General features: G+C 67.6%; 16 protein-coding genes. 7 read left to right on the forward strand and 9 right to left on the reverse strand.

Features of this window, described 5'->3' with window-relative positions; genetic code table 11:
• The first annotated feature begins 5 nt into the window (after positions 1–5).
• Together lptM and lysA are read left to right on the forward strand one after the other, a co-directional pair.
• Entirely contained in the window at positions 6–206 is a 201-nt protein-coding gene (gene lptM, locus H8R02_RS10310; RefSeq protein ID WP_187081314.1) for an LPS translocon maturation chaperone LptM, read from the forward strand.
• The gene (gene lysA / locus H8R02_RS10315; RefSeq protein WP_187081315.1) at positions 203–1,474 is read left to right on the forward strand and encodes a diaminopimelate decarboxylase; all 1,272 of its coding nucleotides are present in this window, start codon (positions 203–205) and stop codon (positions 1,472–1,474) included. The genes lptM and lysA overlap by 4 nt, the downstream gene beginning before the upstream one ends.
• Here lysA and msrQ read toward each other — a convergent pair.
• The 5 genes from msrQ to H8R02_RS10340 all read right to left on the reverse strand — a co-directional run bounded on the left by msrQ (position 1,452) and on the right by H8R02_RS10340 (position 7,282).
• A complete protein-coding gene (msrQ, locus tag H8R02_RS10320; RefSeq protein WP_187081316.1) occupies positions 1,452–2,078 on the reverse strand; it encodes a protein-methionine-sulfoxide reductase heme-binding subunit MsrQ in 627 nt (208 codons plus the stop codon). The two genes, lysA and msrQ, sit on opposite strands and share 23 nt — an antisense overlap.
• Before the next feature lies 1 nt (position 2,079).
• Complete coding sequence (gene msrP, locus H8R02_RS10325) at positions 2,080–3,045, reverse strand: protein-methionine-sulfoxide reductase catalytic subunit MsrP (RefSeq protein ID WP_187081317.1); 966 nt, start codon at positions 3,043–3,045, stop codon at positions 2,080–2,082.
• Between the two features lie 61 nt (positions 3,046–3,106).
• The gene (gene ccsB / locus H8R02_RS10330) at positions 3,107–4,435 is read right to left on the reverse strand and encodes a c-type cytochrome biogenesis protein CcsB (protein WP_187081318.1); all 1,329 of its coding nucleotides are present in this window, start codon (positions 4,433–4,435) and stop codon (positions 3,107–3,109) included.
• Positions 4,432–6,540 (reverse strand): cytochrome c biogenesis protein ResB, encoded by a 2,109-nt coding sequence (locus H8R02_RS10335; protein WP_187081319.1) that lies wholly within the window; start codon positions 6,538–6,540, stop codon positions 4,432–4,434. Before H8R02_RS10335 ends, ccsB begins: the two co-directional genes overlap by 4 nt.
• A 67-nt stretch (positions 6,541–6,607) precedes the next feature.
• The gene (locus H8R02_RS10340) at positions 6,608–7,282 is read right to left on the reverse strand and encodes a c-type cytochrome (RefSeq protein ID WP_187081320.1); all 675 of its coding nucleotides are present in this window, start codon (positions 7,280–7,282) and stop codon (positions 6,608–6,610) included.
• A gap of 74 nt (positions 7,283–7,356) precedes the next feature.
• Between H8R02_RS10340 and yihA the strand changes: the two genes are divergently transcribed.
• Entirely contained in the window at positions 7,357–8,031 is a 675-nt protein-coding gene (gene yihA / locus H8R02_RS10345) for a ribosome biogenesis GTP-binding protein YihA/YsxC (RefSeq protein WP_255429269.1), read from the forward strand.
• Positions 7,994–8,890: an alpha/beta fold hydrolase gene (locus tag H8R02_RS10350; protein ID WP_187081322.1), complete on the forward strand. Its 897-nt coding sequence runs from the start codon at positions 7,994–7,996 to the stop codon at positions 8,888–8,890. The genes yihA and H8R02_RS10350 overlap by 38 nt, the downstream gene beginning before the upstream one ends.
• On the opposite strand, the gene H8R02_RS10355 is transcribed toward H8R02_RS10350, so the two are convergent.
• Together H8R02_RS10355 and H8R02_RS10360 are read right to left on the reverse strand one after the other, a co-directional pair.
• Positions 8,853–9,752: a lysophospholipid acyltransferase family protein gene (locus tag H8R02_RS10355; RefSeq protein ID WP_255429270.1), complete on the reverse strand. Its 900-nt coding sequence runs from the start codon at positions 9,750–9,752 to the stop codon at positions 8,853–8,855. The genes H8R02_RS10350 and H8R02_RS10355 overlap by 38 nt on opposite strands.
• Positions 9,749–10,573, reverse strand: a complete 825-nt coding sequence (locus H8R02_RS10360; RefSeq protein ID WP_187081323.1) for a lysophospholipid acyltransferase family protein — start codon at positions 10,571–10,573, stop codon at positions 9,749–9,751. The genes H8R02_RS10355 and H8R02_RS10360 overlap by 4 nt, the downstream gene beginning before the upstream one ends.
• A gap of 137 nt (positions 10,574–10,710) precedes the next feature.
• On the opposite strand from H8R02_RS10360, the gene metK reads away from it, so the two are divergent.
• Positions 10,711–11,892, forward strand: a complete 1,182-nt coding sequence (gene metK, locus H8R02_RS10365; protein WP_187081324.1) for a methionine adenosyltransferase — start codon at positions 10,711–10,713, stop codon at positions 11,890–11,892.
• Positions 11,893–11,899: 7 nt separating this feature from the next.
• Here the strand turns inward: metK and H8R02_RS10370 are convergent, their stop codons facing one another.
• Positions 11,900–12,769, reverse strand: coding sequence for a hypothetical protein (locus H8R02_RS10370; RefSeq protein WP_187081325.1), 870 nt, complete (start codon positions 12,767–12,769; stop codon positions 11,900–11,902).
• Positions 12,766–13,236 carry a hypothetical protein gene (locus H8R02_RS10375; protein WP_187081326.1) on the reverse strand — a complete coding sequence of 157 codons (471 nt, stop codon included), beginning with the start codon at positions 13,234–13,236 and terminating at the stop codon, positions 12,766–12,768. Before H8R02_RS10375 ends, H8R02_RS10370 begins: the two co-directional genes overlap by 4 nt.
• A gap of 182 nt (positions 13,237–13,418) precedes the next feature.
• Here H8R02_RS10375 and H8R02_RS10380 point away from each other — a divergent pair, with 182 nt between their 5' ends.
• Both H8R02_RS10380 and ligD read left to right on the forward strand, forming a co-directional pair.
• The gene (locus tag H8R02_RS10380; RefSeq protein WP_187081327.1) at positions 13,419–14,387 is read left to right on the forward strand and encodes a ferritin-like domain-containing protein; all 969 of its coding nucleotides are present in this window, start codon (positions 13,419–13,421) and stop codon (positions 14,385–14,387) included.
• 3 nt (positions 14,388–14,390) lie between these two features.
• Positions 14,391–16,910, forward strand: coding sequence for a DNA ligase D (gene ligD, locus H8R02_RS10385; RefSeq protein ID WP_187081328.1), 2,520 nt, complete (start codon positions 14,391–14,393; stop codon positions 16,908–16,910).

The raw sequence follows: 16,910 nt of genomic DNA on the forward strand, positions 1-16,910 counted from the left end.
CCTGGATGTCGCGAGCTTCGAGTTTCATTCTAGTCAGCGTGCTGCTGCTGGGCGCTTGCGGGCAGAAAGGCCCTCTGCACCTGCCCACCGGCGACGCTGCCGCGCAGCGCGCGACCCTGCCCCAGACCCTGCGGCCCGGCACGGCCGTGGAGCCCGCCAACCCCGCGTCCACGCCCACCGGCGCCGCCAACCCGACCCCACGATGAGCCGCTTCCCGGGCCAACCCTATTTCGATTACCGCGGCGACCAGCTCTACGTGGAGGAGCTGCCGCTGGCGGACCTCGCGCGCGAGTACGGCACGCCCCTGTTCGTGTATTCCAAGGCTTCGATGCTGGCGGCGCTGGGCGCCTACCAGCGCGGCTTCGGCGACCGCAACGCGAAGATCCACTATGCGATGAAGGCCAATTCGTCGCTGGCCATCCTGCAGGTGTTCGCGCAGGCGGGCTGCGGCTTCGACATCGTGTCGGGCGGCGAGCTCGAGCGTGCGCTCGCGGCGGGAGCGAAGGGCTCCGACATCGTCTTCTCCGGCGTCGGCAAGACGCGCGCCGAGATGAAGCGCGCGCTGGAAGTGGGCATCGCCTGCTTCAACGTCGAAAGCGAGCCCGAGCTCGAGGTTCTCAGCGAAGTGGCCACGTCCGCGGGCAAGGAAGCTGCGGTCAGCCTGCGTGTGAACCCCAACGTCGACCCGAAGACGCACCCCTACATCTCCACGGGCCTGAAGGGCAACAAGTTCGGCGTCGCGCACGACCGCGTGCTGCACGCGTACCAGCGGGCCGCGCAGCTGCCCGGCCTGCGCGTCGTGGGCATCGACTGCCACATCGGCTCGCAGATCACGGACGTGGGCCCGTACCTCGACACCGTCGACCGCATGCTGGACCTCGTGCAGGCGGTCGAGACGGCCGGCATCCCGATCCATCACATCGACTTCGGCGGTGGCCTGGGCATTTCCTACCACGGTGAACAACCGCCGCAGGCCGACGCCCTGTGGGCGCAGCTGCTCGCGAAGATCGACGCGCGCGGCTTCGGCAGCCGCACGCTGATGATCGAGCCGGGGCGCTCGCTCGTCGGCAACGCGGGCGTGTGCGTGAGCGAGGTGCTTTATCTCAAGCCGGGCGAGACGAAGAACTTCTGCATCGTGGACGCCGCGATGAACGACCTGCCGCGCCCCGCGATGTACCAGGCCTACCACGCGATCCTGCCGGTGCGCACCCGCGACGACATGCCGCACACATACGACGTGGTCGGCCCCGTGTGTGAAAGCGGCGACTGGATTGGCCACACACGCGAGCTGGCGGTGAACCCCGGCGATTACGTCGCGGTGATGTCCGCGGGCGCGTACTGCATGTCGATGGCGAGCAACTACAACACGCGCGGCCGCGCGGCCGAGGTGCTGGTGGACGGCACGAAGGCGCACCTGATCCGCGAGCGGGAGACGCCCGCGCAGCAGATGCTCAGGGAAAAGCTGGTCCCTTGACCGGTGTGCGCAAGCGGCGCACGAGGCGCCAGCCGAGCAGCACGCCGAGGATGGCCGCGTAGACGAACACTTCCGCGAAGTTGTTCTTGCCCGCGCGCATCCAGAAGAAGTGCAGGATGCCGAGGCCCGCGATCACGTAGACCAGCTTGTGCAGCGCTTGCCAGCGCTTCGCGCCGAGCGCCTTCACCGCGCGGTTGAAGGAGGTGGCCGCCAGCGGTGTGAGCAGCAGGAAAGCCGCGAAGCCGACGAGGATGAAGGGCCGCTTGGCGATGTCTTTCGCGGTCTCCGCCCAGTCGAAGCCCATGTCGAACCAGGCGTAGCAGAGGAAGTGCAGCACGACGTAGAAATACGTGAAGAGGCCCAGCATGCGCCGGAACCTCGCCAGCGGCGGCAGGTTGGCCATCACGCGCAGCGGTGTCACGGCCAAGGTGATGCAGAGGAACCGCAGCGTCCAGTCGCCGGTGGATCGTTCGAGGTACTCGGCCGGGTTCGCGCCCAGCTTGTCCGCGAAGATGCCGAACACGAGCCACGCGAAGGGCAGCAGGCACAGCGCGAAGAGCACCGGCTTGGCGGCCGGGTGCAGCAAGGCCTTCGCGGGCTTCATCTCAATAGTTCTTCTTGAGGTCCATACCGGCATAAAGCTGGCCAACCTGCTGCTCGTAGCCGTTGAACATCAGCGTCTTGCGCTTCTTCGCGAACAGGCCGTCCTCGCCGATGCGACGCTCGGTGGCCTGCGACCAGCGCGGGTGGTCGACGTTGGGGTTCACGTTGGAATAGAAGCCGTACTCGTGCGACGCCGCCTTGTTCCACGCGGTGCGCGGCTCCTTGTCGGTGAAGCGGATCTTCACGAGGCTCTTGGCGCTCTTGAAGCCGTACTTCCACGGCACGACGAGCCGCACGGGCGCGCCGTTCTGGTTGGGCAGCACCTCGCCGTACATGCCGAACGAGAGCAGCGTGAGCGGGTGCATGGCCTCGTCCATGCGCAAACCCTCGACGTACGGCCAGTCCAGCACGCGCGAGCCCACGTACGGCATCGTCGCCTTGTCCGCGAGCGTGACGAACTCGACGAACTTCGCGTTGCCCTGCGGCTCCACCTTCTCGATCAACTTCGACATCGAGTAGCCGACCCAGGGGATCACCATCGACCAGCCTTCGACGCAGCGCAGGCGGTAGATGCGCTCTTCCTGCGGCGAGAGCTTGAGCAGGTCTTCGAGCGTGTACTTCGCGGGCTTCTTCACCAGCCCCTCGACCTCCACGGTCCACGGCTTCGTCTTGAGCGTGTGGGCGTTCTGCGCGGGGTCTTCCTTGCCCGTGCCGAACTCGTAGAAGTTGTTGTACGAGGTGGCGTCCTTGTACTCGGTGATCTTCTCCATCGTCGTGGCGCCGGCCACGGTGGATTTCGCGCCGGGCAGCGGTGCGCCCTTGGCGAATGCTTCACGGCTTGCCCACGAAGCCAGCACGCCGCCGGCCATCAGCTTGAGCAGCTGGCGCCGGCCTTCGTAGACCTCGCGCGGTGTGATTTCGCTGGCGACCGGGTGATTGAAACCGTCGCGGCTCGTCCTGATCAGCATGGCGTCTCCTTGCGTTGCCTGTTCGTCTTCTTACGCAGGCGATTCTTACAAGGATTCAGCGTCAGAGCGTTCCGTAGCTATGCAACCCCGAGAGGAACATATTGACGCCGAGGAATGCGAAAGTCGTCACGACCAGCCCACCCAGCGCCCACCAGGCCGACACCGACCCCCGCAGCCCCTTCATGAGCCGCATGTGCAGCCAGGCCGCGTAGTTCAGCCACACGATCAGCGCCCAGGTTTCCTTGGGGTCCCAGCTCCAGTAGCCGCCCCAGGCCTCGGCAGCCCAGAGCGCGCCAAGCACCGTGGCGATCGTGAAGAACGCAAAGCCGACCGCGATGGACTTGTACATCACGTCGTCCAGCACCTCGAGCGCGGGCAGCCGCTCCGCGATGCGGTTACGGGCAAACAGGATGCCGCCCACGATCAGCGCCGACACGCCGAAGTACACCGCCCAATAGCTGCCGCTGCCCTCCACCGACTTGCGGAACGCGAGCGGCTCGAAGCACAGCACCACGCCCAGCAGCCACAGCGGCGCCAGCTTGTACCAGCGCGTCTCGCCGGCCTGCTGCTTGATCAGGAACGCGAACGCCACCATCGCCGCAAGCGCGAAGGTGCCGTAACCGATGAAATTCGCCGGCACGTGCAGCTTCATCCACCAGCTCTTGAGGGCCGGCACCAGCGGCTGGATCTCGTGCGCCTCGCGCACCACCGTGTACCAGAGCAGGAAACCGACCGCGGCGCTCACCACGAGCATCACGAACGCGCCGAGCGACTTGGTGCCGTACTGGGCTTCGAAGTAGAGGTAGAACGCCGCCGTCAGCCAGCAGAAGAGCACGAACACCTCGTAGAGGTTGCTCACGGGGATGTGGCCGATGTCGGCACCGAGCAGGTAGCTCTCGTACCAGCGCACCATCGTGCCGATCAGCGCCATCGACACCGCTGCCCATGCGAGCTTCGAGCCGAGCCCCTCCATCGCCGCCGACTGCCCGCGCGAAAACATGCCGATCCAGTAGAAGGCGGTGCTCATGAAGAACAGCATGCTCATCCAGAGGATGGCGGACTGGCTCGACAGGAAGTACTTGAGCCAGAACACGGATTCGGCTTTCGCGAGCTGGCCCTGGTAGGACGCAATGCCCATCAGCGAGAACGCCGCCACCACGAGCATCAACACACGCAGCGGCCGCCAGAACCAGCCGAGCCAGATAGCCGAAGGCACCGCACCGATGAGGATGCCCTTCTCGTACACGTCCATGTACTCGCCGTAGCGCGCAAAGGCGAACGTGCCGCCGGCGAACACGAGCAGTGCGAACAGCCAGTCGAGCCAGTTGCGCTTCGAGAAGAAGCCCTCGTCGAGGGTGATGGTGGTCGTGGTCGTGGTGGCCGTGTTCATGTCTTGACTCCCAGCAGGCCCTCCTGCAGGTGGGCGAACTCGCGGTCCGCGTCGAGCGTGCGGCGGTTGGTGGACAGCGCCATGCGTGCCTTGGCGCCACCTGCCCCGCCTTCGCCGTCCGCGAGCCACACCCAGAGGCGCCGCTCGCGAACATACAGCATGCCGAATACACCTGCGATCAGCAAGGCGCAACCGAGGTACACGATGTAATGGCCGGGCGAGCGCGTCACCTGGAACACGCTGGCCTGCACCTGCTTGAAGTCCTCGAGCTGGAAGGCCATCGGCGCCGGGTAGGCGGTGGCGTCGCTCAGCGCCAGCACGGCCTGCGTCATGAAGGCCTGCGTCTTCTCGTCGCGCGGCAGGGGCTTGAGGCCCGCTTTCTCGCGCGACATCTGCACCAGCTCGAACAGCGCGCCGTTGAGGATGCGCAGCAGCATCTCGCCGGCGCGGGGACGCTCGGCCTCGGGGACGTTCGCGTCGATGAATTCGGACACCGCGCCGAGCCCGCCGGGCGACTTGCTGCCCGCCGCGCCCGCGAAGAGGTCCATGGCCCGGCCCGTGGAAGCGCCGAGCTGCTTCGCAAGCTCCGGCCGCGCCGGGTCCGTCACCATCACGGAATAGCGGCGCACGGCCTCGGCGCGCTGCTCGGGATCGGCCAGCGCCGCGCGCATGCGCAGGAACCCGTCCATGCGGCCGTTCTCGTCGGCCGGAAGCCGCAGGAAGCGGAATTGCTCGTCCGGCTTGTCGCGCATGCCGAGCAGGAACACCGCCTGGCCGTCGCCGAAGTCCACCGGCAGCATGTAGTTGTGGAACTCGCGCGCCTGGCCGGCCGCGTCGCGCAGCTTGTACATGATGCTGGGGCCGACGTTGCGCAGTTCCTTCTTCGTCACCGTCTTGTTGGCGGCGCCGAGGCGCGAGTCGATCGAGCTGCGCAGGTCCACCGCGCGCGCATCGGCGCCCGAGGCGGAACCGCCGCCGAAGTTCTCGACGTTGATTACGCGCAGGCCCGTGTACTCCAGCGTCATCTTGTCGGCATCGGCGGACTGGCCGCGCGTGAGCTGGGTGTTGCCGCCGATCGCGCCTTCCACCACGAAGGGCTTGCCGCGCCCGTCCAGCGGCACGGCCTTGAGCTTCACGGCGGAGCCGCCGTCGTCGAAGCTCGATTGGTAGATGTCGATGCCGCGCCAGCGCGCCGGGTGGTTCACCTCCACGCGCGCGGGCACCTGCTGGCCCGTCTCGCGGTCGTGGATGACGATCTCGCTCGCAAAGAGCTTGGGCATGCCCGTGGAGTAGTGCTCCACGATGAACTTCTTCAGCTCGATCGAGAACGGCAGCTCCTGCAGCAGCACGCCGTCCGACTGGTTCAGGATGGCCGTGGACGACTGCGTGCCCTCGGCCACCAGCAGGTTGCCGCGGAAGGTTGGGTTGTTCGACGGCAATCGGTGCTGGTTGGGGACGTCGGCGATCATCCCGCCGCCCTTGTACGGCGACTTGTCGCCCAGCAGCATCTGCGCGCGCACGATCAAGTCGCCATCGAGCAGGCCGCCCAGGCACACGAGCACGATCGCGCTGTGCGCGGCGAGGTAGCCCATCTTGTTGATGCCGCCTGCCTTGGCCGCGACCATCCAGCCCGCGTCGCGCTTTTGCAGCCGAACCTTCCAGCCCCGCTTGGCCAGCGTCTGGCCGATGCGCTGCGAAGCCGCCTCGGCCGTCTCACCCAGCTGCGCCTCCGCGCGGTGGTGGAACGCCAGCAATGCCTGCTCGCGCACGTTCTCCTTGTACGCCTTGAGGTCCGTGAGGATCTTGGGCGCATTGCGCGCGATGCACAGCGACGTGCTGGTCACGAGAAACGCCAGGATCAGCAGGAACCACCACGCGCTGTAGACCGCGTTCAGGCGCGCCGAGAGGAACACGTCCGCCCAGAACGGCCCGAACTGGTTGACGTAGTTGTTCACCGGCTCGTGCTGCTTGAGCACGGTGCCGATGATCGAGGCGATGCAGATGACCGTGAGCAGCGAGATCGCGAAGCGCATGGACGACACCAGCTCCATCGCCGTGCGCAGGGGCTGCGGGCCGGTGGAGAGGCGGAGTCCTTCGGTGGTCATCGTTCAATGAAAAAGGCGGGACCCCGGAGAGCCCCGCCCTTTTTTGGTTGTGTTCTCGGCGGTTAGTTCAACGCAGGCCGGCGATGTAGTCCGCCACCGCGCGGATTTCACGGTCATTGAGCTTGCCGGAGATCGCGGTCATCTGCGGGCTGTTCTTGCGCGCGTTGTCGCGGAAGGCGACCAGCTGCGCGGCGGTGTAGTCGGCGTGCTGGCCGGCCAGGCGCGGGTACTGCGCGGGGATGCCGGCGCCGTTGGGGCTGTGGCAGCCGGCGCAGGCGGGCACCTGCCGGTTGGCGATGCCGCCGCGGTAGATCTTCTCGCCCAGCGTCACGAGCTCCTTGTCCTTGGCGAAGCCGGCCTTGGCCTTGCTGCTGCCGACATAGGCCGCGATGTTCTGCATGTCCGCGTCGGTCAGCTGGGCGGCGAAGCCCTGCATGATGGGGCTGGGGCGCTTGCCGCTCTTGAACTCCTGCAGCTGCTTGACGATGTACTCGGGGTGCTGCTGCGCGAGCTTGGGGTTCGCCGGCGTGCCGGAGTTGCCGTCGGCCCCGTGGCAGGCGGCGCAGACCGCGCCGAATTTCTGGCTGCCCAGGTTCGCGTCGGGCTTCGCGGGCACGGCAGCCGCGGCGGGGGCGGCCGCTGCAGCAGGAGCGGCCGGGGCCGGTGCCGGGGCGGCGTGCTGGGCCAGGGCGGGGAGCACGAGCGCGGCCAATGCGGCGGCGAACAGGGAACGGACCTTCATGGCGGGGTTTCTTGGGATTGTGGGACGCAAAACCCCGGGATTCTACAATGCCCCACCTCCCGCCCCTCTTCTCGATGACTTCCCCCTCCTCGCCCGCAGCCGTGGCCCTCGGCTGGCTGCACACGGCCCGCTTCCTCACCACCGCCCCGCGGCTCGAATTCCTGCCGCCCGTCGGCGTGCCCGAGGTCGCGTTCGTCGGCCGCTCGAACGCGGGCAAGTCCACCTGCATCAACACGCTCACGCAGCAAAAGCGCCTGGCCTTCGCGTCCAAGACGCCGGGCCGCACCCAGGCGATCAACCTGTTCGCGCTGGGCAAGCAGGGCGAGACCGACGCCGTGCTGGCGGACCTGCCCGGCTACGGCTACGCGGCGGTGCCCAAGGCCGACAAGATCCGGTGGCAACAGGTGATGGCGAACTACCTCGTCACGCGCGAGAGCCTGCGCGGCGTGGTGATGCTGTGCGACCCTCGCCATGGCCTGACCGAGCTGGACGACATCCTGCTCGAGGTGATCCGTCCGCGCGTGGAACAGGGACTGAAGCTGCTGGTGCTGCTCACCAAGGCCGACAAGCTCAACCGGGCCGAGGCGAACAAGGCGCTGTCGATTGCGCGACTGCAGACCGCGGGCGGGGAGGTGAAACTCTTCTCGGCCCTGAAGCGGCAGGGCGTGGAGGAAACTGCCCTCCTGCTCTGGCAGTGGACGCACGGCGCCGATGACCATCCAGCTTTACCAGCAGACCCTGCCCCATGACGTCACCCTGAGCTGCCGCGCGAGCGGCGAACGCGGGCGGCCGGTCTTGATGTTTCTCCACGGCTTTCCGGAAGCCGCGTTCGTGTGGGACGAACTGCTCGAACACTTCGCGGCACAAGGGTATCGCTGCATCGCGCCCAACCTGCGCGGGTTCGAGCGGTCGACGCAGCCGAAGGATGTGAAGCTGTATCGCCCGAAGTACCTCGTACAGGACATCGCGGCACTTGCGGCAATCGAAGGCGCGCCGCTCGAGTGCCTCGTGGCGCACGACTGGGGCGGCGCGGTGGCGTGGAATCTCGCGAACCAGCACCCGGAGCTGGCGAAGCGGCTGGCCATCATCAACTCGCCGCACCCGGGCACCTTCCTGCGCGAGCTGAAGACCAACCCGCGCCAGCAGGCCGCCAGCGCGTACATGGACTTCCTGATCCGGCCCGACTCCGAAACGCTGCTGCGCGCGAACGACTACGAGCGCATGTGGGGCTTCTTCTCGCGCGATGGCGCCGATGCCTGGATGACAGACGAACTCAAGGCCAAGTACCGCGAGGTGTGGGACCTGAGCCTCGAAGGCGGCTGCAACTATTACCGCGCCTCGCCGCTGCGCCCGAGCACCGCGGCGGGCATCGAGATCCCGCTGGAGATGCTCACGATCGACATCCCCACGTTCGTGCTGTGGGGAATGGAAGACCGCGCGCTGCCGCCGGAGCTGGTTGAGGGACTGGGCGACTACATCCCCGATCTGGAACTCGAACGCGTGCCGGGCGCGTCGCACTGGATCGTGCACGAGCAGCCCGCGCTCGTGATGCAACGCCTGGGCGCGTTCCTCAATAAAGCGCCGGCTCGCCCGGCGGCCGCGTCTTGAAGCGCTTGTGCACCCACCAGTACTGGTCGGGCATTCCATCGATGTAGCCCTGCAGGCGCTCGTTCATCATCGTGGTGTCGGCCGCGAGGTCTTTCGTAGGGAACCCGGGCCACGCTTCGTGCACATGCACTTCGTAGCCGGTCGGCGTGAGCCGCGTGACCACCGGCACCACCTTCGCGCCACCGAGCCGCGCGAACCGAGACAGTGAGGGAACAGTCGCCGCCTGCACGCCGTAGAACGGCACGAAGATCGACTCCTCCGGCCCGAAATTCATGTCGGGCAGCAGGTACATCACTTCGCCGCGCTTGAGCGCCGCGACGAGGCCGCGGACACCGTCGGCGCGCCCGAATGGCGTGGCGGAATCGAAGCGGTTGCGCCCTTCGAGCATCCACTGGTCGACCACGGCGTTCGCCTGCTTCGTGTAGATGCCGACGAACTTGCGGTCCACCTGCTGCGTGATCGCCGTCCAGCCCGCGTCCATGCCCACGAAGTGGGGCGCGAAGACCAGCGTCGCGTCCTTGCCTGCCAGCTCGTCGACCGCGCCCGTGAGCGCGATGCGCTTGCGCGTCACGTCCGGGTGCGCGTGCCAAAGCCAGCTGCGATCGAGCCAGGCCTGCGCGAAGTACGTGAAGTGGCGGCGCACGACGTCCCGCCGCTGCCGCGAGGTCCAGTCGGGAAAGCAAAGCTCGAGGTTGCGCATCGCGACGCGCCGGCGCGGCACGACCACCGCGTAAAGCAGCGCCCCGAGCACGCTGCCGAGACCGCGGACGAAGGGCAGCGGCAGCCGCGCGAGCACCTTCATGAAGACCACGCCCATGCGGCTCGCGGTGGCGCCGGCCCAGTTGCCGACCATCTTCGTCATGGCGCGAGCTCCTTGCGCGGCTGCTTGTAGCGCGCGTAGCCCCACAGGTACTGCTGCGGGCATTCGCGCACGAGGCTTTCCATGCCGGCGTTCGACGCGCGAGCCGCGGCTTGCGGCTCGGCGGGCAGCTCGCCGCTCCACTCGCGCAACCGGATGCGATAGCCCCGGCCCCACGACAACCGCTCGCCCCAGGCGAGCAGAAGCTGCGCACCGGACTGCTGCGCGAGCCGCGCCGGCAGCGTCATCGTGTACGCATCGCGCCCGAAGAACGGCGCCCAGACGCCCAGCCCCTCGGGCGGCACCTGATCCGGCAGCAACCCCACGGCCTCACCGGCTTTGAGCGCGCGCAACATTTGTCGAACGCCCGCCAGCGTCGTGGGTGCCGTGGCGAGGTTCGGGCGCCCGCGCGCCGTATCGACCAGGTCGCGGAGCCACGCCTTGCGCGCCGGCCGGTACAGCACCGTGATCGGCCCGAAGCGCTGCGCATAGCCCTGCGCCGTGACCTCGAAGCACCCCAGGTGCGGCGTCAGGAAGATGATCCCCCGCCCGGCCCCGCGCGCCGCCTCGATCAGCTCCGCGCCGTCCCACAGCAGCCGCACCGGGGCGCCGAACCAAAGGCGCGGCACCTCGCCCACCAGCTTGCCCGCCTCTGCGACCGCCCCCCGCACCCGGCCGAACCCGTACCCCGCCTGGCGGGCGTTCTCGAGGAAGCGCCGCCTGTAGGTTGGCGACAACAGGAATGCCAACCAGCCCATGGCCGCGCCCAGCGCGTGCAGCGCGGGCAGCGGCAGGTGAGCCAGCAGGCGGAACAGGGGTTTCACTGTGCGGTAATATTCGGCCGTCGCCGAGTTATGGAACTACTTGCAGGGCGACGTTAAAGAATTCTGCTAAAGCGTTCGCCAGGGGCTCCGCCGAAGGCAACGCGCCTTCAGACATGCAAACGCACGGAGTGTATTCAATGGCGAACGACTTTCTCTTCACGTCCGAATCGGTTTCCGAGGGCCACCCCGACAAGGTGGCCGACCAGATCTCGGACGCCATCCTCGACGCGATCTTCACGCAGGACCCGCGCAGCCGCGTGGCGGCCGAGACGCTGTGCAACACCGGCCTGGTGGTGCTGGCCGGCGAGATCACGACCAACGCGCACGTCGACTACATCCAGGTCGCGCGCGACACCATCAAGCGCATCGGATACGACAACACCGAATACGGCATCGACTACAAGGGCTGCGCGGTCATGGTCTGCTACGACAAGCAGTCCAACGACATCGCGCAGGGCGTGGACCATGCGTCCGACGACCACCTGAACACCGGCGCCGGCGACCAGGGCCTGATGTTCGGCTATGCGTGCGACGAGACGCCGGAGCTGATGCCCGCGCCCATCTACTACGCGCACCGCCTCGTCGAGCGCCAGGCGCAGCTGCGCAAGGACGGCCGCCTGCCCTTCCTGCGCCCCGACGCCAAGAGCCAGGTGACGATGCGCTACGTGGACGGCAAGCCGCACAGCATCGACACGGTGGTGCTGTCGTCGCAGCACGCGCCGGAGATGAGCCTGGGCGACAAGATGAAGCCCGAGTTCTACGAGGCGGTCATCGAGGAGATCATCAAGCCGGTGCTGCCCAAGCAGTGGCTGAAGGAAACCAAGTACCTGATCAACCCCACCGGCCGCTTCGTCATCGGCGGCCCGCAGGGCGACTGTGGCCTGACCGGCCGCAAGATCATCGTGGACACCTACGGCGGTGCCTGCCCGCATGGCGGCGGTGCCTTCTCCGGCAAGGACCCGTCCAAGGTGGACCGCTCGGCCGCCTACGCCGCGCGCTACGTCGCCAAGAACATCGTGGCAGCCGGTCTTGCGCGCCAGTGCCAGATCCAGGTGGCGTATGCCATCGGCGTGGCCCGCCCGATGAACGTGACCGTGTACACCGAAGGCACGGGCGTGATCCCGGACGACCAGATCGCGTCGCTGGTGCACGACCACTTCGACCTGCGCCCGAAGGGCATCATCCAGATGCTCGACCTGCTGCGCCCGATCTACGGCAAGACGGCGGCTTACGGCCACTTCGGTCGCGAAGAGCCGGAGTTCAGCTGGGAGCGCACGGACAAAGCAGCTGCGCTGCGCGCCGCAGCCGGCCTGAAGTAACCGGCGACTACTGCAGCAGCGCCGTCTGCTGCCGCTCGACCTCTTGCCGCTTCATGGCGACGTAGGTCGAGCGATCCATCTCGTGCAGCTGCCGCGGGTAGCGCTCCGTGGCGCTGAACCACTGCTGGATGCGTTTTTCGGCCTGCTGCTCGCGGGGCGCATCGAGCGAGTCGAGGTACGCGTCGATGGCGAGGTAGTAGCGCATCGCATTGCGCTCGATCGCGCCCCGCACCCCGCCGATCGGCCCCATCTTGCCGGTGGCCTCGTCCTTCGCCTGCGAGAAGCCGATCTTGCTCGCGCCCGCTGTGGACAAGTAGGCCTGCATCGCCATCTTGCCCATGCCGCCGTAGCCGTACGAGTACGTCATGTGCATGAAGGTCTTGCCCGAATCCAGCGGCACGGCCTCCACGTTGATGCGGTAGTTCTTCGTGCCCACCGGGCCCTGCGCCGCGTTGAGGCGGCTTTCGAAGTAGTCGTTCGACGCCGCCACGTTCTGGTAGTTGAAGTCGAGGCGATAGGCCTGCTCCACCGGCTGGTCGAACTTGCGGCCGATGCGCACCTGCATGCTGTTCGGGCCCATGGCATGGCAGTACTTGGTGTTGAACGGCAGGATCATCACGTCGCACCACTGCGACGGCTGCTTCAGCGCCTGGCTCACCTTGCTGAACGGGTGATCGAGCACGGCGTAAACGTCGCCCTGCAGCGTGTTGCTGCCCTCGGTGGAATCGATGTAGAGCGCGCGGCCGTAGTTGTTGTTCCGCAGCTGCTCCGTCAGCTCCGTGTACTTGGCCCGCAGGCTGCCGGCATCGGCGAAAGCGGGCGCGGCGTTCAAGGCGGCGCAAAGTGCGATGGCCGCGAGGGATGCGATCTTCTTCATGCGTGTTTCCCGTTGTGGGCCGCCTCGGACGTCGGCACCCAGTGCCCGCCGGCGACGGTTTCGTCTTCTTCCAGGTAGGCCTGCACGTCCAGCTGCACGCCGCCCGTGAACAGCGAGTGCGGCGCGACGTCGTAGATGTAGACGTGCTCGGGCGCGAGCACGAGCTTCAGGCGCAGCTTCGGGTGGCGCACCGACTCCCACGCGCGGATCAGGCGGGCACGCACCAGGTTGTCCGGGCATTGCAACGACTTGAGCTTGTGGTGGTTGCGCACGAGGTTGTTGGCCGCCACGTGCCAAGGCGACGACTTGTTGCGCGCCTTCAGGTTGCCCGAGATGTCCACCTCGAGCGTGAAGGTGTCGCCGTCGACCTCCAGCGCCAGGTTGCGGCCGAGCAAGCCGCCGCTGGGCTCGCCGTACTTGTACGCGAGGTGCAGGTGCGAAGGCGTCTTGCGGAGGGACTGTTTCATGGCGACGAGTTGCCAGCGTGCCGCAGCCCCCGCGCCGGATGTGTAGGACTTCGCAGAGTTTGCGTGCCCGGTCCCCGCCGCCATAAGCCCTTTCCTACAGCCTCTGTCCCCGTTTGCCTGACCTCCCGGCCGAGGTTGCGCTCCAACATGGCAGGAGAACTGTCTTACCCAAGGAGATCTCGATGGCAGAAGAACGTGAAGACCGCGACCTGAACCAGGACCCCATCACCGGTGAACCCGGCGCGCACCCCGTCGGCACGGGCCTCGGCTCCGCAGGCGGCGCCGTAGCCGGCGCGACGGTGGGCGCCATCGGCGGGCCGATCGGTGCCGCTGTCGGCGGCGTGGCCGGCGCGGTGCTCGGCGGTCTGGCCGGCAAGCGCGCGGCCGAAGCCATCGACCCCACGGCCGAGGAGGCGCACTGGCGCCAGCACCACACGAAGGAGCCGTACTACGAGCAGGGCCGCAGCTTCGACGACTACCTGCCCGCCTACCGCATGGGCCTGACCGGCCGCACCGAATACGGCGACGACTGGCTCTCCGTCGAGGACCGCCTCGAGGAGCAGTGGGGCAAGGAGCGCGGCACGTCCACGCTCGAGTGGGACAAGGCCCGCCATCCCGCGCGCGCCGCGTGGGACCGCGCGGACTCGCTCATCAAGGGTAGCGGCGCCGCCGCGGCCGTGGGCTCCATGCAGTCGGCCGGCGACAAGAGCGGCGACCGCAAGGACGTGATCGACACGCTGCAGGACCTGATGGAGTGCTCGCTCGACGGCGAGTATGGTTTCCGCGAGTGCGCCGACCAGGCCAAGCGGCCCGACCTGCGCGCCGTGTTCCTGGCCCGCGCCGACGATTGCCGCCGCGCCGTGCAGGACCTCAGCGACATGATCGACCGCCTCGGCGGCCACGTGATGCGCAGCGGCAGCATGCTGGGTGCCGCGCACCGCGGCTGGGTCGCCGTGAAATCCGCCCTCACGTCCTACGACGACAAGGCGGTGCTCAAGGAGTGCGAACGCGGCGAGGACAACGCCAAGGCGCGCTACATGAAGGCGATGGAGAAGCCGCTGCCCATCGAGGTGAAGGCGCTGGTGGAGAAGCAGTACCAGGGCGTGCTGCGCAACCACGACGAGATCAAGCGCCTCAGGGACTCCTTCTAAGCGATGGCCAAGGGCGAACGCGACGCGCTGAAGCTCTACCGGGAAAAGCGCCACTTCGACCAGACCCCCGAGCCGGCCGAAGGCGGCGTGCCCAACGAGCAGGCGCGCGCGTTCGTCATCCAGAAGCACTGGGCCTCGCGCCTGCACTACGACTTCCGCCTCGAGCTGCAGGGCACGATGAAGAGCTGGGCGGTGCCCAAGGGCCCCAGCTACGACCCTGCCGACCGGCGCATGGCGATGCCCACCGAGGACCATCCCATCGCGTACAACCGTTTCGAGGGCACGATCCCCGCCGGCAACTACGGCGCGGGCAAGGTGATCATCTGGGACAAGGGCACCTGGCACCCCCTCGGCGACCCGGCCAAGGGCTATCGCGAAGGGCGCCTGAAGTTCGAGCTGCGCGGCCACAAGATGCACGGGCGCTGGACGCTCGTTCGCATGTCCGGCAAGGGCGACGACGACAAGCGCCAGCCATGGCTGTTGATCAAGGAGCGTGACGAGTGGGTGCGGCCCGCCACCGAATACAGTGTGGTGGACGAGATGGCCGACAGCGTGAAGCACCTTGAAGACCGCCCGGGCGCGGTCGCCCCGCCTTCATCGAAGGCGGCAACGCTCGCACCCACCGACGGGCCGCCAAAAGGCTCGCGCAAGGCCGCCCTGCCGAAGGAGCTGACACCGCAACTCGCCACGCTCGTCGACGAGCCCCCGGCGCAAAGCGACGAGTGGCTCTACGAAGTGAAGTTCGACGGCTACCGCATGCTCGCGCGCGCCGAGGGCGGCCGGGTGAAGCTGGTCACGCGCAACGGCAACGACTGGACGTCGAAGCTGCGCCAGCTGCAGGAAGCCCTGGAAGGCATGGACCTGCCCGACGGCTGGTACGACGGCGAGATCATCATGCCGGGCACCGACGTGCCCGCTGACTTCCAGGCGCTGCAGAACGCTTTCGACAGCGCTCGCACCGCCAGCATCGTCTACTACCTCTTCGACCTGCCGTACTGCGCCGGCTACGACCTGCGCGAGGTGCCGGTGGAGCAGCGCCGCGAAGTGCTCAAGCGCATCGTCGAGCGCAAGCCGCACGGCAACGTGCGCTTCTCGGAAGTGTTCGACGCGCCCGCGCACGCCGTGCTCGACTCCGCGTGCCGGCTCGGCCTCGAAGGCGTGATCGCCAAGCGCAAGGGCTCGGCCTACGTCACGCGACGCTCGTCGGACTGGATCAAGCTGAAGTGCCACAAGCGGCAGGAGTTCGTGATCGGCGGCTACACCGATCCGAAGGGGTCGCGCGTGGGCATCGGTTCGCTGCTGCTGGGCGTCCACGAGGACGGCAAGCTGCGCTACAGCGGCAATGTCGGCACCGGCTTCAACGACAAGGTGCTCGCGGACCTGCGCGGCAAGCTCGAAGCCCTGAAAGCCGACCGCAGCCCCTTCCAGGCCGGCAGCGAAATCCCGCGCAACGCGCACTGGGTGAAGCCGCAGCTCGTGTGCGAAGTGCAGTTCGGTGAATGGACCCGCGACGGCCGTGTGCGCCACTCCGTGTTCCACGGCCTGCGCGAAGACAAACCTGCATCGAGGATCGTGAGGGAGCAAGCCGTGCATGATGCCCCCGTGGACAAGCCCGCCGCCAGCGCCTCCAGTGTCGCGCTGCCCGCGACGCTGCGCGTGAGCCATCCCGACCGGGTCGTGGACGCGCAAAGCGGCATCACGAAGATCCAGCTCGTGCGCTACTACGCGCTGGTCACGCCGCTGATGATGCCGCACCTCAAGCACCGCCCGATCGCGATGGTGCGCGCACCCGAAGGCATCGGCCACGAGCTGTTCTTCCAGAAGCACCTGGACCGCTACAAGATGAAGGGCATGGTGGAGCTGGACCCTGCCATCTGGCCCGGCACGCCGCCCATGATCGAAGTGGGCAAGCCCGAAGGCCTGCTCTCGGCCGCGCAGATGAACGTGGTGGAGTTCCACACCTGGAACGGCACGGTGCCGGCCATCGACAAGCCCGACCGCATGACCTTCGACATCGACCCCGGCGAAGGCGTGACCTGGCCGCAGATCCAGGAGGCCGCGCAGCTCGTGCGGGCGCTGCTCGATGAACTCGAGCTGCCCGTCTTCCTCAAGACCAGCGGCGGCAAGGGCCTGCACCTCGTCGTGCCGCTGCGCAAGAAATTCGACTGGGACACGGTGAAGGACTTCTCGCAGGCCATCGTGCAGCACCTGGCGCGCACGCTGCCGGACCGCTTCGTCGCCAAGAGCGGCGCGAAGAACCGCGTGGGGCGCATCTTCATCGACTACCTGCGCAATGGTTATGGCGCGACGACGGCTTGCGCGTGGTCGGCTCGTGCGCGGCCGGGGCTCGGCATCTCGGTGCCGGTGCGCTGGGACGAGCTCAAGTCGCTCAAGGGCGGCGCGCATTGGACGGTGTCGACCGTGCACGAGCGGCTCGACGCCGGCAACGAGCCCTGGTCGGACTACGAGAAGAGCCGCGCCGCGCTCACCGCGGCGATGAAGAAGCTGGGTTTCGAGCGCTGA

The sequence above is a fragment of the Ramlibacter albus genome (genome assembly GCF_014297445.1).
GTDB classification, from domain to species: Bacteria; Pseudomonadota; Gammaproteobacteria; order Burkholderiales; family Burkholderiaceae_C; genus Ramlibacter; species Ramlibacter albus.

Excerpts from the sequence above, each read along its gene's own strand:
- msrP (WP_187081317.1), bottom strand. The coding sequence starts at position 3,045 with ATGCTGATCAGGACGAGCCGCGACGGTTTCAATCACCCGGTCGCCAGC.
- H8R02_RS10380 (WP_187081327.1), top strand. The coding sequence starts at position 13,419 with ATGGCAGAAGAACGTGAAGACCGCGACCTGAACCAGGACCCCATCACC.
- msrQ (WP_187081316.1), bottom strand. The coding sequence starts at position 2,078 with ATGAAGCCCGCGAAGGCCTTGCTGCACCCGGCCGCCAAGCCGGTGCTC.
- H8R02_RS10355 (WP_255429270.1), bottom strand. The coding sequence starts at position 9,752 with ATGACGAAGATGGTCGGCAACTGGGCCGGCGCCACCGCGAGCCGCATG.
- yihA (WP_255429269.1), top strand. The coding sequence starts at position 7,357 with ATGACTTCCCCCTCCTCGCCCGCAGCCGTGGCCCTCGGCTGGCTGCAC.
- H8R02_RS10335 (WP_187081319.1), bottom strand. The coding sequence starts at position 6,540 with ATGACCACCGAAGGACTCCGCCTCTCCACCGGCCCGCAGCCCCTGCGC.
- lysA (WP_187081315.1), top strand. The coding sequence starts at position 203 with ATGAGCCGCTTCCCGGGCCAACCCTATTTCGATTACCGCGGCGACCAG.
- ccsB (WP_187081318.1), bottom strand. The coding sequence starts at position 4,435 with ATGAACACGGCCACCACGACCACGACCACCATCACCCTCGACGAGGGC.
- H8R02_RS10340 (WP_187081320.1), bottom strand. The coding sequence starts at position 7,282 with ATGAAGGTCCGTTCCCTGTTCGCCGCCGCATTGGCCGCGCTCGTGCTC.
- metK (WP_187081324.1), top strand. The coding sequence starts at position 10,711 with ATGGCGAACGACTTTCTCTTCACGTCCGAATCGGTTTCCGAGGGCCAC.
- H8R02_RS10350 (WP_187081322.1), top strand. The coding sequence starts at position 7,994 with ATGACCATCCAGCTTTACCAGCAGACCCTGCCCCATGACGTCACCCTG.
- ligD (WP_187081328.1), top strand. The coding sequence starts at position 14,391 with ATGGCCAAGGGCGAACGCGACGCGCTGAAGCTCTACCGGGAAAAGCGC.
- H8R02_RS10370 (WP_187081325.1), bottom strand. The coding sequence starts at position 12,769 with ATGAAGAAGATCGCATCCCTCGCGGCCATCGCACTTTGCGCCGCCTTG.
- lptM (WP_187081314.1), top strand. The coding sequence starts at position 6 with ATGTCGCGAGCTTCGAGTTTCATTCTAGTCAGCGTGCTGCTGCTGGGC.
- H8R02_RS10375 (WP_187081326.1), bottom strand. The coding sequence starts at position 13,236 with ATGAAACAGTCCCTCCGCAAGACGCCTTCGCACCTGCACCTCGCGTAC.